The sequence below is a fragment of the Desulfosporosinus sp. HMP52 genome, from assembly GCF_000765145.1.
Classification (GTDB): domain Bacteria; phylum Bacillota; class Desulfitobacteriia; order Desulfitobacteriales; family Desulfitobacteriaceae; genus Desulfosporosinus.
Genome location: NZ_JMGA01000057.1, coordinates 88,919 through 104,886, shown reverse-complemented (window position 1 = coordinate 104,886; position 15,968 = coordinate 88,919). Strand labels below are relative to the sequence as shown.

Here is a 15,968-nt window from a genome sequence, read left to right as displayed (position 1 = left end):
TAAGCAGCCATATTAAATGGCTGTTTGCTCTTTGGCCAAGTAACAGCCTGCAAAAAGGGGGAGAAGATTGGAATGCCAAGAACCTATATCTTAGCCTTAGATCAAGGTACTACGAGTTGTCGAGCAATTTTGTTTAACCATGAGAGTAAACCGGTTGGAATTTCACAAAAAGAATTTACTCAATTTTATCCGAAACCGGGGTGGGTGGAGCAAGATGCAGAGGAAATTTGGAGTACACAATACGGGGTTATTGCAGAACTCTTAGCTAAGACAGGAGTCTCCCCCGGGGATATTGCAGGTATAGGGATCACTAATCAACGAGAGACAGTTGTTGTATGGGATAAGGCCACAGGAAAACCGATTTCTCCGGCAATTGTCTGGCAGTGTCGCCGTACAACAGAGATTGTAGAGGATCTGAAAGCTAGAGGATGGGAAGAATTGATCCGCTCGCAGACCGGTTTAGTTTTAGATGCCTATTTTTCAGGAACTAAAGTTAAATGGATATTGGATCAAGTTGATGGTGCCAGAGAAAAAGCAAATCAGGGAGAGCTTTTGCTCGGCACTATAGATACCTGGCTAATCTGGAAATTGACGAAGGGCCAAGTTCATGTGACGGATTACTCTAACGCTTCTCGAACCTTATTGTTTAATATTTATGACTTAGCTTGGTCTGAGGAAATCCTCGCTGAGCTGGGCATCCCTAGAAGCATGCTCCCGGAAGTGAAACCCTCAAGTTGGATATACGGGAAAGCGGAAATCAATCTCTTCGGCGATGCCTCAATTCCTATCTCCGGAATTGCCGGCGATCAACAGGCGGCTCTGTTTGGGCAAATGTGTTTTGAACCGGGGATGGCTAAGAATACCTATGGAACGGGCTGTTTTATGCTGATGAACACAGGAGAACGGGCTGTTGTATCCCAAAGTGGCCTGCTTACAACCATAGCTTGGGGATTGAACGGAAAGGTTGAGTATGCTTTGGAGGGCAGTGTTTTCATCGCCGGGGCTGGAATCCAATGGCTGAGGGATGGACTGAAGATGATAGAAAAAGCTCAGGATTCTGAGTATATGGCGAGTACAGTTGAGGATACTGATGGGGTCTATGTAGTTCCGGCTTTTACGGGACTTGGTGCCCCACACTGGAATATGCGTGCTCGGGGCGCAATTTTTGGCTTGACTCGGGGGACGGAGCAGGCCCATCTGATTCGGGCTACCTTGGAAGCGATGGCTTATCAGACAAAAGATGTTTTAGGAGCAATGGAAAAGGATGCCCAGATAACCCTCCAGACATTGAGAGTCGATGGGGGTGCGGTAGCAAATAATTTATTAATGCAGTTCCAAGCAGACCTCTTAGGAGTGAAGGTAGAACGACCTGAAGTTATCGAGACTACTGCCTTAGGAGCGGCCTATCTAGCTGGCCTGGGAGTAGGCTTTTGGAAGAATCAAGGGGAAATTTGCTCAAACTGGAGAATGGATCGTTGCTTTAAACCGGATATGTCAGAGGAGAGGAGAATTAAACTTTACCGAGGTTGGCAGAAGGCTGTTGAACGAAGTAAGGATTGGGAAGATTAATTTACTGAAAAGGTTACCGCTCAAGGGAAGTTTCTAAATAGTCACTGTAAATGGACACTGTTTTATGGCAGGAAACTGGATTTATTTAGAGAATGATACAAAATAGGCTAATTAAAGTTCATAAGAGTAGGAACTTTTGGTATACTAATACATATTTATCTGGTGTTACAGATTGACTAGAGGTTTGAATCAAGTTAAGGTGAACCGAAGCTATTGGGTTCTGGGAACATCTTAGCCGGAATTGGGAATTGATTATTAGGGTGGAAAAACTACGGCCCCGAACCCTTGGGTCAAGTGAAAGGGGATTTTGGCATGAATAAAAAGAGTGTAAAAGACGTAGAAGTGCGTGGAAAACGAGTACTTGTTCGAGTGGATTTCAATGTACCGTTAAATGAACAAGGAGAAATTACCAACGATAAACGAATTAAAGCCTCCTTGCCAACGATTTTGTATTTAGTAAAGGAAGGAGCAAGAGTGATTCTTGCTTCCCATCTGGGGCGTCCTAAAGGCCAGGTTAATCCCAAGTATTCTTTAGCGCCTGTCGCCAAACATCTTAGTAATTTGTTAGCGCAGGAGGTAGTTTTCGCAAAAGACTGTCGTGGAGATTTGGCCATGGAACCAGTTAGTAAGCTGCAAGATGGGCAAGTCCTCTTATTGGAGAATGTTCGCTTCCATGGAGAAGAGGAGAAAAACGACCCTTCCTTTGCCAGAGAGTTAGCTGGGTTGGCGGAGTTGTTTGTTAACGACGCTTTTGGAACGGCACACCGTGCTCATGCTTCAACGGAAGGGGTAACCCACTACATTCCGGCGGTTTGTGGCTTGCTAATGCAAAAAGAAGTTGAATTTATGGGTAACGCTTTAGAACGACCAGAACGTCCTTTTGTTGCAATCATTGGGGGAGCAAAAGTAAGTGATAAAATTGGAGTCATCGAAAATCTTCTGGAAAAGGTTGACGCTTTAATCATTGGTGGGGGGATGGCCAATACCTTCTTGAAGGCCCAAGGATATAACGTGGGAAAATCCCTTCTCGAAGAGGAAAAGGTAGATTTGGCTAAGCAGCTTATTGAAAAGGCAAAGTCTAAAGGAGTCGAACTTGAATTACCGATAGATGTTGTCGCAGCGACTGCTTTCCAAACCGATGCTGCTCATCGTACAGTAGAAGTCTCAGAAATCCAAGAGGAAGAAATGGCCTTAGACATAGGCGCTGCTACTGCTGACAAGTTTGAAGCTCGCATTTCCACAGCGCGCACCGTGATTTGGAATGGCCCCATGGGGGTTTTTGAAATAGAAGCCTTCGCTAAAGGAACAGAGAAGGTCGCTCAAGCAGTTGCGGCCTGCGGGGGAATCACGATTGTAGGTGGAGGAGATTCTGTGGCAGCTGTGGAAAAGATGAAGGTTGCCGAGCGCATGACCCATATCTCCACAGGCGGCGGAGCTTCACTTGAATTTTTAGAGGGCAAGATCTTACCAGGTGTTGCTGCATTAGAAGAGGCCTAGGCTTTACAAAAGGAGGTATTGTAAGTGGCTAATCGACGAAGGGTTATTGCCGGCAACTGGAAAATGTTTAAAACTGTCAGTGAAGCAGAGGACTATGCCATAAAGTTTTTAGAGGAAGTTAAGGATGTTACAGACCTAGATGTTGTCCTCTGTGCTCCGTTTACGGCTCTCCATGCTCTAAAAAACGAGTTGGAAGAAAGTATTGTCCATCTGGGTGCACAAAATATGGCCTGGGGGGAAGAAGGCGCCTATACCGGAGAGATATCAGGGCGTATGCTGCTTGATGTCGCCTGTACATACGTTATACTCGGTCACTCTGAACGCCGGGAAATGTTTGGAGAAACGGATCAGGACATTGCTAAGAAAGTTCAGCAGGCATTGGCGGTGGGGTTAACTCCTATCTTTTGTTGCGGGGAAAATTTGAAACTTCGTGAAGAGGGGAAGGCAGCCGAGTGGGTCAAAAACCAAGTTGACAGTGCTCTTTCCGGAATATCCAAAGATGATCTGAAGCGGATAATTGTGGCCTATGAGCCTATTTGGGCGATTGGCACCGGTAAGACCGCATCCAGTAATGATGCCCAAGAGATGTGTGCTAATATTCGTGGGACTTTGACAGAGCTAATGGGACCTGCCTCAGAGAATGTTCCTATACTCTATGGAGGCAGTGTCAAAGCAGAAAATATTGGGGAACTAATGCAGGAGCCTGATGTAGATGGGGCTTTAGTCGGCGGAGCAAGTCTTGATCCGCTTAGTTTTGGGAAACTTATCAAAAATGCAAGTCCCATGTAGGCTTGCGAGGAAGGATATAAAATGGACATCAAACCGGTTTTCCTTATGATTTTAGATGGGTGGGGTTGTCGGGAAACCAATGAGGGAAATGCAATTGCCTCAGCAAATATTCCAAACTTCAAGCGTCTTGAAGGAGAATACCCCTATACCACTCTTCAGGCATCCGGTGAAGCCGTAGGATTGCCAAATGGCCAAATGGGTAATTCAGAAGTAGGTCACCTGAACATCGGGGCAGGTAGGGTGGTATATCAAGAATTAACTCGAATACATAAAGGGATTCAAGATGGAACCATGTTTAAAAACCCAGTCTTGCTGGAAGCTATGGACAGAGCTCGAGTGCATAATAAGAGGCTTCACCTAATGGGTTTACTCTCCAATGGCGGAGTTCATTCTCATATCGATCACTTATTTGCACTTCTGGAAATGGCTAAGAAACAGGAGTTGACAGAGGTTTATATCCATGCAATTCTTGATGGACGAGATGTCTTGCCTCAAAGTGCCAAAGAATATATTTGCCAACTGGAAGGGAAGATTAAAGAACTGGGAGTAGGGAAAATAGCGTCAGTCAGTGGTCGTTACTATGTAATGGATCGGGACAAACGTTGGGATCGCTTAGAAAAAGGCTATCAGGCGATAGTCAATGGTGAAGGCAAACATGCAGCCGGGGCCTTATCTGCTGTTGAGATTTCCTATGATACCCGTGTGACGGATGAGTTTGTAATACCTACAGTGATTGATGATGAAGAAGGAAACCCTGTGGGCCAGGTTCAAGAAGGGGATAGTGTAATTTTCTATAACTTCCGTTCGGATCGTGCCCGTGAAATAACTCATGCTTTTGTTGATGAAGGGTTCTCTGAATTTGAGCGCTCCAATCATCCACAGGTTCATTTCGTTTGTATGACTCAATATGAGGAAACTATTCCGGCACCTGTAGCATTTCCTCAACAAAACTTGGATAATACTTTAGGTGAAGTGCTTTCTGATCAAGGGCTAAAACAGTTAAGAATTGCTGAGACAGAAAAATATGCCCATGTCACCTTCTTCTTTAATGGCGGGCTTGAAGAACCCTATCCCAAGGAAGAGCGTATCCTCATTCCATCGCCAAAAGTCGCTACTTATAACCTAAAGCCAGAAATGAGTGCTCCAGAATTAACCCAGACTGTTCTTGAAAAAATTAGAGAGTCGACTTATGACGTGATCATTCTAAATTTTGCTAACCCAGATATGGTTGGACATACGGGTGTGTTTGATGCAACCGTCAAAGCAGTAGAGGTGATCGATCAATGTTTAGGTCAGATCTATGATGAGCTCCGGAAACATGAGGGAACTCTCATCGTGACAGCGGATCATGGGAACGCTGAGGAGAAACTAGATCCCCAGACACTGTTGCCGATAACCGCTCACTCCACGAACTGTGTGCCCTTCATTCTTGCAGATGAAAGGTTCAAAGGACAAGCACTGCGTGGGGGTGGAGCATTATGTGATATAGCCCCGACAATTTTAAAACTACTTCAAATACCTATACCTAATGAAATGACGGGGAAATCGTTAATGGAATTTTGATTTAGGAAGCATTAATTTGGGTTTCTAATATCCATTACTTAATCGATAGAATTAAGATTGCCAGATGTTAAGGTTTAAGTTGCTTTAAGCTAGAACTTCTCAGTATGAGATTTCTAATAAAAAAAGGGGGATATTAATCAATGAGTTTTATTACAGATGTTTATGCACGGGAGATTCTGGATTCCCGCGGAAATCCTACAGTAGAAGTTGATGTTGTACTTACGGATGGAGTAATAGGTCGCGCAGCAGTTCCTTCAGGCGCATCTACAGGTGCTTTTGAAGCAGTCGAACTTCGGGATGCCGACGATACCCGTTACATGGGTAAAGGGGTACTGAAAGCAGTTGAAAATGTTAATTTGACTATCGCTCCGGAAGTTGAGGGACTAAATCCATTTGACCAACCCGGTCTGGATCGTCTGTTAATTGAACTTGATGAAACGGAGAACAAGGGGAAACTGGGAGCTAATGCCATTCTCGGCGTATCCTTAGCAGCTGCCAAAGCAGCGGCGGAGTCATTAGGAATTCCTCTCTATCAATACCTAGGGGGCGTCAACGCCAAAGAACTTCCGGTACCCTTAATGAATATCCTTAACGGTGGCAAACATGCCGATAACAATGTGGATATTCAAGAATTCATGATTATGCCTGTTGGAGCTTCCAGCTTCGCAGAGGCTCTGCGTATGGGAACAGAAGTTTATCACAGTCTGAAGGCAGTTCTCAAGGAAAAATCCCTGGCAACTGCAATAGGTGATGAAGGTGGGTTTGCACCTAGCCTTGAGTCTAATGAGGATGCTTTGTTATGCATAGTTGACGCAATTCAACGGGCAGGCTATCAGCCTGGTGATGATGTTGCCTTGGCCCTTGATGTGGCAGCAACAGAACTTTATGAGAATGGAACATACAACCTTGCCGGCGAAGGGGTTAAGAAAACTTCTGACGAAATGATTGATTACTATGAGGGCTTGATTGAGCGTTACCCGATCCTTTCTATTGAAGACGGTTTAGATGAAGAGGACTGGGAAGGGTGGCATAAACTTACTAAGCGCTTAGGAGATAAAGTTCAGCTTATCGGAGATGATTTGTTTGTAACCAACCCTAAACGCCTGGCCCGAGGAATTGAAGAGAAATGTGCCAATTCCATTCTCATTAAACTTAACCAAATCGGAACTCTAACGGAAACTCTGGACGCTATTGAAATGGCTAAAAGAGCCGGTTATACTTCAGTGATTTCCCATCGTTCCGGGGAGACCGAGGATGTAACCTTGGCGCATGTTGCAGTTGCAGTCAATGCCGGCATGATCAAAACAGGAGCTCCGGCACGGACAGAGCGAGTTGCCAAGTACAACGAACTCCTTCGAATTGAGGAGGAACTGGGCGAAAGCGCCGTCTATCGTGGACGGAAAGCTTTGGCTAGATAGATTGCGCAAGTCGAAGATTTATTGAGTTTTGACTAGGCTTGTGCTAAAATGAGCCTGTTGAGCATTTATAAAGTTACAGTGATCTATGAGAAGGGTATCTTAGGGGGTGAGTTATTTTGCAAATTGCATTAATAATTCTTTTAATACTCAGTTCGATAGGGCTGATTGCAGCTGTCTTGCTACAGTCCGGAAGAAGTGCAGGATTATCAGGAGCTATTACTGGTGCTGGAGAGGCTATTTTCGGCAAGAAGAAAGGCATGGACGAATTATTTGCTAAAGCTACGGGTGTTTTAGCAGCTGTCTTTTTGCTAAGTTCTTTGGGGTTAGCCATCGTTTCGTAGTTAAGCTATAAAGCCAACAAAGAGGGGTACTTCGTATGAGGTGCCCTTCTGTGCTATTTATTTGTATCCGGTTAATCTAGTTGATAGAATAAGTGCAAAGCCTACTTGCTTTCTAGGGTGATATATACGGCATTATTATAATAATTTTTACTTCAGGTGAAGGCCAAAAAGCTGCCTTAGGGCATAATCTTATGGATTCTCTCGATACCGACACAATAATCGAACTCAAAGAATGAATCACGAAATCGGTTAGGAGGAGTGTATTGGATGGAACCACAAAGACGCTTAGTAGAGCCCTTCTTTTTTCCGGGCAATCATGTGGGCTGCCTGCTGATTCATGGTTTTTCCGGATCCCCTTCAGAAGTGAGGTTGATGGGTGAACGCTTAGCCCAGCTCGGATGGACAATCCTGGGAGTCCAACTGTCGGGTCATGGGACAACTCCGGAACAGATGGCAACAACCGGTTGGGAGGATTGGACTAAAGACGCAGTCGGTGGGGTTAGAAAGCTTAGAGAAACTTGTGATACTGTAATTGGAGTAGGATTATCCATGGGAGGACTATTGACTCTTCATCTGGGGACTCTGGGTCTAATCGATGGACTTATCAGTATGAATGCCCCCATGGTTCTGGCGGACAGGAGAACTCGTTTCGTTCGGCTCATTAAGCCATTTATGACCTTTGTTGAGAAGAATAAACCGTTTTCTTGGAGAGGAAAAAAGTTAAATCCTAAAAAAGCGGAAAAGGATAAACCAGCATTGTTAAAACATGACCCACTAGCTGAGCGTTTTGTCTATGAACGGGTTCCGGTGGATGCCTTAATTTCTTTGAATAAAGGGATTCGTCAAGTACGCAATAAACTTCAGACAATAAAGTGTCCGTCATTATTAATGCAAAGCACTAAAGATTTAACCGTTAAACCTGTCAGTGTAGAGATTATTAGGAAGAAAATCAGACAGGTCAATCCTGAGGTAATCTATTGGGAAAAATCCGGACATATTTTAACGCTTGGTCAAGAACGCGAAGAAGTTTTTTTAAAGGTTCATAAGTTTCTTCAACAGTTTGATCAGAAGAAATACAATCACGATTAAAAACGACATTGAATCAGACTAATGGATATAGTTTGATTGTGTCTTAGATACATGAGTTGGCAAGAACTTGTCCTGTGAGGAAAGGGAAAGTTCTTGAAATGAAAGGAAGCGGGATTAATCAATGATGACAAGAGCAGAAGCATACGCAGAATTAACGAAGTATGTGGATAATAAAAATCTACTAAAACATATGATATCAACAGAAGCAGTCCTTATTCGTTTAGCCAAGCATTTTGATCAAGATCCTGATTTGTGGGGAATGGCCGGCCTGCTCCATGATATTGATTATGAGGATACCAAAGAACAGCCTGAAGTCCATTCGCTTAAAGGAGCGGAAATTTTAGAGAGCCTAGGTTTCCCTCAAGACCTTATTTATGCTGTAAAAGTACACAATGAGAGGCACGGGCTACCCCGCAACTCCTTGTTGGATAAGGCTCTTTATGCAACAGACCCTATGACGGGGCTGATTGTAGCCGGGGCTCTTATCCGACCGGATAAGAAGCTTTCAGGGGTAGATGTGCCTTTCCTCCTTAAGAAATTCGATCAAAAGGCCTTTGCCAAGGGGGCAAATCGACAGCAGATTCTCAGCTGCAGTGAGCTGGGACTTACGTTAGAGGAGTTTTTAGGATTAGGCTTAGAGGGGATGCAGGGGATTTCGAAGGAATTGGAGCTATAGGGTAATTCTAGATTCTCATTGCTAAACGATTTTGGCTTGTGTTATTAGCTAGAGGTTGTCTAAAGTATTAGGTCGTCGATTCTTAACATTTGGTTATAATAGGAAGTTTGTGTTATACTGAAGTACTTGATGAGAGGAGGATTAATATGCCTTCTGGAGGAATTAAAGTTGTTGCCGAAAATCGTAAGGCGTTCCACGATTATTATATTGAGGATAGAATCGAAGCTGGGATTATTCTCACCGGAACTGAAATTAAATCTATTCGTAATGGACGGGTTAATTTAAAGGACAGCTATGCAAAATTAGACGAGGGTGAAATTTGGGTTCACCAGCTGCATATCAGCCCCTATGAACAGGGTAACCGATTCAATCACGATCCCCTTAGGCCTCGTAAACTGCTACTTCACCGGGCGGAAATAAGTAAACTAATCGGTAAAATTCAGCAGCAAGGGCTAACCTTGATCCCGATTAAAATATATTTAAAGAAAGGGATGGCCAAAGTCGAATTGGCTGTTGGTCAAGGGAAGAAAAATTATGATAAACGTCAGGCTCTTGCGGAACGTGAAGGAAAACGTGATATAGAGCGTGCCTTAAGAGATCGGAATAAAAATTATTGAAAATTAATCTGTTTATATAATATAAGTGATATATGTAAATTTGGAATGGGCAGTAACTTGTTTAGGATAAAAGAAAAAACATTTAATCTTAAACTTCCGTAAGATTAATCGTTCCCAGAATGTCTTTTCCATAAAGAAGTAATTATTCCAGGGTTATTCACTTTGCTTTAAACAAAAATGTGGTATACTATGTTTGTAGTTAATTTTTACGGGGGCGTTTTAGACTCGCTCGGGGAAGCGGTGGCAAGAGTTGCGCGTCGAGATTCCACCTGGTCTCGTTAAACGGTGGGCAAAAATAGTTAACGAAAACAATTACGCTCTAGCTGCCTAAGTGCCGCTAGCATTCTGCCTTCAGAACCTACGATGAAGGGTCAGAGTGTCAATTAAGTAGGACGCTCTAATGTCAATGCTCGGAGACATTAGCTAAGATCATCGAGCTAGCCTGAACTGAATCCTTGCCTTTAGGAGTCAAGACTGGCGAAACTTAAATTAAAGGACACACGCGTAGACGCTTTTGTGGTCGTTCTTCGATACAGGGGTGCAAGTCCCCTCGCCTCCACCAATCAAACCCTCGAATGTGGTGGAGATACATAAAAACGGAAGCCTTGAGGTACATGAATATGTACTGCTCAAGGCTTTTTTGCATTCTAGAATGAAATCAATTTTATACTGTCCATTATAAATTCTATTATGATTAGCATCACCTCACGTAGTTATGCGCTTAATTTGGAGACCGCAGGCAGGTGATACCTGTCTTAATATTTAACATAGGGTTGAAGCCAACAGACTACTTTCTTCAGCATTTTGGAGAATTACAATTTGTGTATAGATTTGATTTACAATGTCAAATTAATGGAGGCTATTGTTTAATTTAAATTTTAATGATATATTTAAGGGCGTTTAGGATGAAACATGGGGTTTACTTAAAAAGTGCCATGTGAAATATGTCTCAAAAAGAAGGGGAATTTAACTTGCATATAACTGCAACGGGATATGATCTAAAAAGAGTGAGTAAAGTCAATTTAAGTGTTATCTATGGTGCGGATATTTTAATTTTGCTCGAAAGTCTTATTTATAATGGATTTGACACTTTGTTTTTTACGAATTCAGTAAAAGTGCTTATCGTTCTGGTAATCAGTACATCCGTTTACTTTGTTCCGATCAAGGAACAGGTTAAAGGTGGCGTATTTAGTATTGTAATATCATTAATCGCCTTACAAACAAATATCCAAAGTCCTAGTATTGGTAGTTTCATGTTATTGATGCTAGCTTTTTCAATGTCGGCTCTATATTTTGAAAAGGCGCTCGTATTAATTGTTGGAGGAGTCATAGACACAATAATAATTACAACGTATGTCATGCATCCCTTAGCGTTGACAAATACTACTAGCCCTGCTTCAGGGCTAACAAGGCCTCTTGTATATTTCAATGTGTCTGTAATTCTAATATTTTACCTGACAAAATGGGGAAGAGATCTGGTTGATTCGGTCGTCTCCAAAGAAAAAGAGACCGGGGAATTACTAGATAAGTTGCAGCTTACGATGCATAAGGTTAGTGAAGTATCAACAGTGTTTGATCTCGAATTAAGCAGTTTTAGCAAAAATATTGAAGCAATAAAACAGTCGAATGACCACATAGTGGTCGCCATGACGGAAGTAGCAGTAGGAGTTCAGGAACAAGCAGTAAACATAGAGGATATCAACTACAATATGTTAAATGCCAAAACACTAGTAGCTGAGAATAATAAAATATCTGACATCGTTGCAAAAACTTCCGGTAATATGGTTATCAAAGTTGAGGATAGCTCAAATAAAATTAATCAAATGAATATCCAGATGAAGACGGTGAGTACGTCTGTTCTTACAGCCATGGAAACAGTTGAAGTTCTTAAAGTCAGCATTGATGAAATAAGTTTGTTTTTAGAGGGAATCACGCAAATTGCAAGTCAGACAAATTTACTTGCCCTAAACGCGAGCATTGAAGCAGCCAGAGCGGGAGAGAACGGCAGGGGCTTTGCAGTTGTTGCTGAAGAAGTTAGAAAGCTTGCAGAGGAAAGTGCAGCAACTGCTGCAAGTATTAGCAGGGTAACCCAAAATATTATAGATAAAGTGAATCTTGCAACAACTCAGATAAAGTCTGGCGTTAGTGCAATTGAATTAGGAAATGATTTAATATTGGATGTGACTCAATTTTTTAATGAGCTAAAGGATACCAATAATCAAGAAAATCAATTGTTGAAAAAGGAGTCTGGAATAACTCAACAGGTATTTGGAAATTTCGTTAAAATAAATGATCAAATAGGGAGTATATCAGCAATAGCCGAACAGCATTCAGCCACAAATGAGGAATTCTTGGCTTCGATTCAAGCTCAGAACGCTGACATGTCTAATATGCTTGTTAATGTAAACAATATTAATTGCAAGTGGCATGAACTTAAGGGGATGTTATTAAATTAAAACTGGATGAACTACGCTGCCCGAGTTGGTTTTTTCCTGGGTTGGGTTGAGCTACCCCGGCAATTATCCTCCGGGAACTTCCCGAGGAGAATGCGCTGACTGCAACCAGGGCGAAGAGGCCAGGTACCGAGGATTTGACTGATGACTTCAGCGAGTCAGCTTTCCAGATATAATATGTTGTTAACATAGATATTATAAGTTGCCGTACAGGGAACCAATATCGGAAGCAAGTAACCTATCCTTCAAAATAAAGCCATGTAGAGAAAACGAAAAGGGATAAAAAAGAGGATAAACGATAATTGAATTGAATATCTGTTGTGAGAGATAAAGTAAGAGAGGTACTACATTTGTTACAGTTACAACAGATAAAGGAAGAAAATGAAAACGCCATTGAAAAGATAATAACCTATCAAAATTTTAATCTAACACGAAAGTTTTCAATTATAATGTTCTTTTTAAACTTGGTGTTGCTTTTTATCGATTATCTAAACATAACCAGGGGTCTTTGGACTATTAATAATAGTTATTATTATCTATTCCTTTCTCATGTCAGTTTGGGGTTGGTGTCAATTCTATGTATTTTTGCTTCCAATAGAATAATAGTTCAAACCGCCAATGAGATAACTTTAGCTCACAAATTTTACGTCGTGTTTTATTCTTTTTTTCTCCTATTCGAAACAACAGTAGTCTCTGGTATCGATCAAAAGATCCATGGGCAAGTTACAGTTTACATAATCGGATGCCTTATTGTAGCCGTAATCTCCAACTATAACCTAAAGGTCAAAGCTTTTTTGTATGGTTCATCATTTGCTACGTTAACAATTTTTTTAACTATTAATCAAGAGAATCCGGACATACGCCAGGGAAACTATATAAATACTTTTTCAGTAGTTTTAATATCATATTTTATATCCTTCTTGCTTTTTAAGCTTAAGCATCAGGATCTGCGGCATAAGTATTATCTTGAGGATTTAGTTAAAGAGCGAACTAAAGAATTACAAGCAGTTAATGAATTACTTACACAGGAAATCTTAGACCGAAAACGAGCTGAAATGGAGATGGTCAAACTTGACAGATTAAATTTGATCGGTGAAATGGCAGCTAGTATTAGTCATGAGGTTCGAAATCCAATGACAACGGTAAAAGGCTTTTTGCAATTGCTTAAGAAAAAGCAAGAGTCAAAGGATAAAGAATTTTTTGACCTTATGATAGAAGAACTTGATCGAGCAAATTCAATTCTCTCGGAGTTTCTTTCCATCAATAGAAACAAACCAACTATGTTGGTATGGCATAATATTAACGATATAATCACATCTACATTGCCGTTGATCCAGGCGGATGCAAATACCAACGATAAATTACTAACTACTGAGTTAAATACTGTTGCGGATTTACAACTTAATATTGGGGAAATTCGTCAGTTGTTATTAAATCTTGTTCGAAATGGATTTGAAGCAATGTCTAAAGGCGGACTTTTACAAATAAAAACTTTTACTACTAAAAGTGAAGTAGCCCTAGTCGTAACGGATCAAGGTAATGGAATTGAACAAAGTACACTTGAGAAATTAGGCACACCATTTTATACGACCAAAGAGCAAGGTACTGGTTTAGGGTTGGCGGTATGTTATGGCATAGTTGCACGTCACAACGGAAGAATAAGTGTTGAAACTGGGCCTGCAGGTACTAGTTTTTATGTATACTTCAAGTTAAGGAAAAAGGAAGCCTAAAGCAAATTTGTTTTTTGGTCTTGGTTATGGTGTGGTGTGACCTTTGTTTGTAAAAACAACGATAGAAAAGCCCCGAAAATAGAAATCCTCAGCAAAGATTCAGTCTTTGTTCAGGGGATTTTTATTTTTCTTTAGTATAATTAGCAGAACAAGTTTTGAAGGAGGATAAGAACTGCTATAACATGTTGAAATTTCTAAGTAATATTTAGGTGAGTGACGTTTATCGTGCGGGAAAAAGGTGCAATCGAATAATAGCTATCTGATAAATGATCATCAAATTTATTAAACGGTATTATTAAAAAGGGCCCAATACAATTTCACGAGTCAAATACATACTTGGTTTATCGATATGAATGAGTTAACAAACAAAAAACTGGAGGGTTCCTATGCAAACAATTCGAAATAGTACTGCTAAAAAAATTATGAGTCTAATCATTCTTATGAGTCTCTTTATCTTAGGAGTAGGGTTGGTAGGTAATCGTTATACCCATACCGTAAGTTTAAGCATAACAGATATGTATAGTAACAATTTACTACCGGTAAAATGGCTTAATCAAATACGGGCGGACAACAGATTGGTTGAAGAGTTATCCATGAAAATAATGTTGACCGACTTAGACAAGGAAAGCGAGAAACAGTCTTTAAATGAAATCCAGGAACAGATAAAAGAAATAGTATCTCTCTTGGGTCAATATGAAACAACAACCCTTGATTCTTTTGAGCTGGAAAAGTTAACGGCCATAAGAAATAACCTTGATGCTTATGGAGTTGAGCATGAAAAGGCATTGATGTTAGCTGCTAGTGGACAAAAAAGTATTGCTTATAACGAGTTCTCGCAAAATGCAGTTCCCCTCATGATGGATGTGAATAATTCTCTTAATGAGCTAGCTGAATATAAAAGTAAAAAAGCTGATGAGGCAAAGGATAAGGCTATTTCCGGCAGCGATATGGCAAAAGAAATGATTATAGTCATTACCATAGCTGCACTAATTATATCTGTAACAGTTGGGTTGATTGTTTCTAGAATTATCACAAATCCTCTTCGAGAAATGGTAAATCGAATACAGCAAGTAGCAGAAGGAAATCTAGCCATAGATAAAGTCAATGTTAATTCAAAGGATGAAGTAGGTCGGCTTGGTGTAGCGATAAATACAATGTTAGAAAACATGAGGAATTTGGTAAAACAAGTTTCTGACTCTGCCGATATGGTAACCTCTTCATCAGAAGAACTATCTGCGGGGGCTGAACAATCAGCTCATGCTAATGCCCAGGTTGCTAATGCAATTAGTGAGGTGGCTGATGGAGCGGAAAAGCAGGTAGCAGCAATCAACGAAACCTCTAGAATCGTAGAGCAGATGTCAGTAAGTATTCAACAAATAGCGGCTAACACCAACGATGTTGCCGCATTATCGGATAAAACAGATCAATCAGCCCTAAACGGAGGAAAAGCCATCAATTCAGCAGTCGATCAGATGACAAATATTGAAAAAACCGTTATGACCTCAGCGGAAGTTGTTGCTGAGTTAGGAGAAAAATCCACTGAGATCGATCAGATTGTTACAACAATATCCGAAATCTCTGCTCAAACCAATCTTCTTGCCTTAAATGCAGCTATTGAAGCTGCCCGAGCCGGAGAAAACGGTAGAGGCTTTGCAGTTGTAGCAGAAGAAGTGCGAAAATTAGCCGAACAGTCTCAGGAAGCAACCAAGCAGATTGCCGCAATGATTCGTGAAGTTCAAGAAGATACTAAAAAAGCGATTGCTGCTATGAATGCAGGAACCCACGAGGTAAAAGTAGGTACAGAAGTTGTCAATAATGCTGGAGTTGCTTTTGCAGACATTGCTGGTTTAATCAACCAGGTATCAGAGAAAGTGAGAGAAATCTCTGGGGCAATCCAACATATGGCTAGTGGCAGCCAGCAAATCACGGTTTCAGTTCAAGAAGTTTCCGATATTTGCGTCAGTACAGCAGACCGGGCTCATACCGTCTCTGCGGCTACCCAAGAACAAACTGCTTCTATGGAACAGATCGCAGCTTCGAGTCAAAGCCTTTCTAATATGGCTGCTGAGTTATTGGAAAGTATACATAAGTTTAAAGTCTAAGCATAGATTTAAGACAGCCCTGTTTCTCAGGGCTGTCTTGATTTTTGCGTTTTTTTGCCAAACTGAATGACATCTTGCTGCTAACACTGTTTAGAAAAGCTATCTTGAATTTTCATGATTAGGA

Annotated in this window: 12 protein-coding genes and 1 other RNA gene; all 13 read left to right on the top strand. The window is 41.2% G+C overall.

Going from position 1 to position 15,968, the window contains the following annotated elements:
* Nucleotides 1-72: 72 nt before the first annotated feature.
* A complete protein-coding gene (gene glpK, locus DP73_RS18990; RefSeq protein ID WP_034601690.1) occupies nt 73-1,569 on the top strand; it encodes a glycerol kinase GlpK in 1,497 nt (498 codons plus the stop codon).
* A 312-nt stretch (nt 1,570-1,881) separates the two neighbouring features.
* Entirely contained in the window at nt 1,882-3,066 is a 1,185-nt protein-coding gene (locus DP73_RS18985) for a phosphoglycerate kinase (protein WP_034601689.1), read from the top strand.
* A gap of 24 nt (nt 3,067-3,090) precedes the next feature.
* Nucleotides 3,091-3,855: a triose-phosphate isomerase gene (tpiA, locus tag DP73_RS18980; protein ID WP_034601687.1), complete on the top strand. Its 765-nt coding sequence runs from the start codon at nt 3,091-3,093 to the stop codon at nt 3,853-3,855.
* Between the two features lie 21 nt (nt 3,856-3,876).
* Nucleotides 3,877-5,418, top strand: a complete 1,542-nt coding sequence (gpmI, locus tag DP73_RS18975) for a 2,3-bisphosphoglycerate-independent phosphoglycerate mutase (protein WP_081963102.1) — start codon at nt 3,877-3,879, stop codon at nt 5,416-5,418.
* Between the two features lie 140 nt (nt 5,419-5,558).
* Nucleotides 5,559-6,836, top strand: a complete 1,278-nt coding sequence (eno, locus tag DP73_RS18970) for a phosphopyruvate hydratase (protein ID WP_034601685.1) — start codon at nt 5,559-5,561, stop codon at nt 6,834-6,836.
* Between the two features lie 116 nt (nt 6,837-6,952).
* On the top strand, nt 6,953-7,177 hold the full coding sequence (gene secG / locus DP73_RS18965; RefSeq protein ID WP_034601684.1) for a preprotein translocase subunit SecG: 225 nt from the start codon (nt 6,953-6,955) through the stop codon (nt 7,175-7,177).
* A gap of 267 nt (nt 7,178-7,444) precedes the next feature.
* Nucleotides 7,445-8,266, top strand: coding sequence for an alpha/beta fold hydrolase (locus DP73_RS18960; protein ID WP_034601682.1), 822 nt, complete (start codon nt 7,445-7,447; stop codon nt 8,264-8,266).
* Nucleotides 8,267-8,390: 124 nt separating this feature from the next.
* Nucleotides 8,391-8,942 carry an HDIG domain-containing metalloprotein gene (locus DP73_RS18955; protein ID WP_034601776.1) on the top strand — a complete coding sequence of 184 codons (552 nt, stop codon included), beginning with the start codon at nt 8,391-8,393 and terminating at the stop codon, nt 8,940-8,942.
* A 146-nt stretch (nt 8,943-9,088) separates the two neighbouring features.
* Entirely contained in the window at nt 9,089-9,559 is a 471-nt protein-coding gene (smpB, locus tag DP73_RS18950) for an SsrA-binding protein SmpB (RefSeq protein WP_014905203.1), read from the top strand.
* 210 nt (nt 9,560-9,769) lie between these two features.
* Nucleotides 9,770-10,121: a transfer-messenger RNA gene (ssrA, locus tag DP73_RS22830) on the top strand.
* A gap of 382 nt (nt 10,122-10,503) precedes the next feature.
* The gene (locus DP73_RS18945) at nt 10,504-12,015 is read left to right on the top strand and encodes a methyl-accepting chemotaxis protein (protein ID WP_034601681.1); all 1,512 of its coding nucleotides are present in this window, start codon (nt 10,504-10,506) and stop codon (nt 12,013-12,015) included.
* A gap of 347 nt (nt 12,016-12,362) precedes the next feature.
* Entirely contained in the window at nt 12,363-13,742 is a 1,380-nt protein-coding gene (locus DP73_RS18940) for an ATP-binding protein (RefSeq protein WP_165574436.1), read from the top strand.
* Between the two features lie 386 nt (nt 13,743-14,128).
* Nucleotides 14,129-15,844, top strand: coding sequence for a methyl-accepting chemotaxis protein (locus tag DP73_RS18935; protein ID WP_034601678.1), 1,716 nt, complete (start codon nt 14,129-14,131; stop codon nt 15,842-15,844).
* The last annotated feature ends 124 nt before the right edge of the window (nt 15,845-15,968 follow it).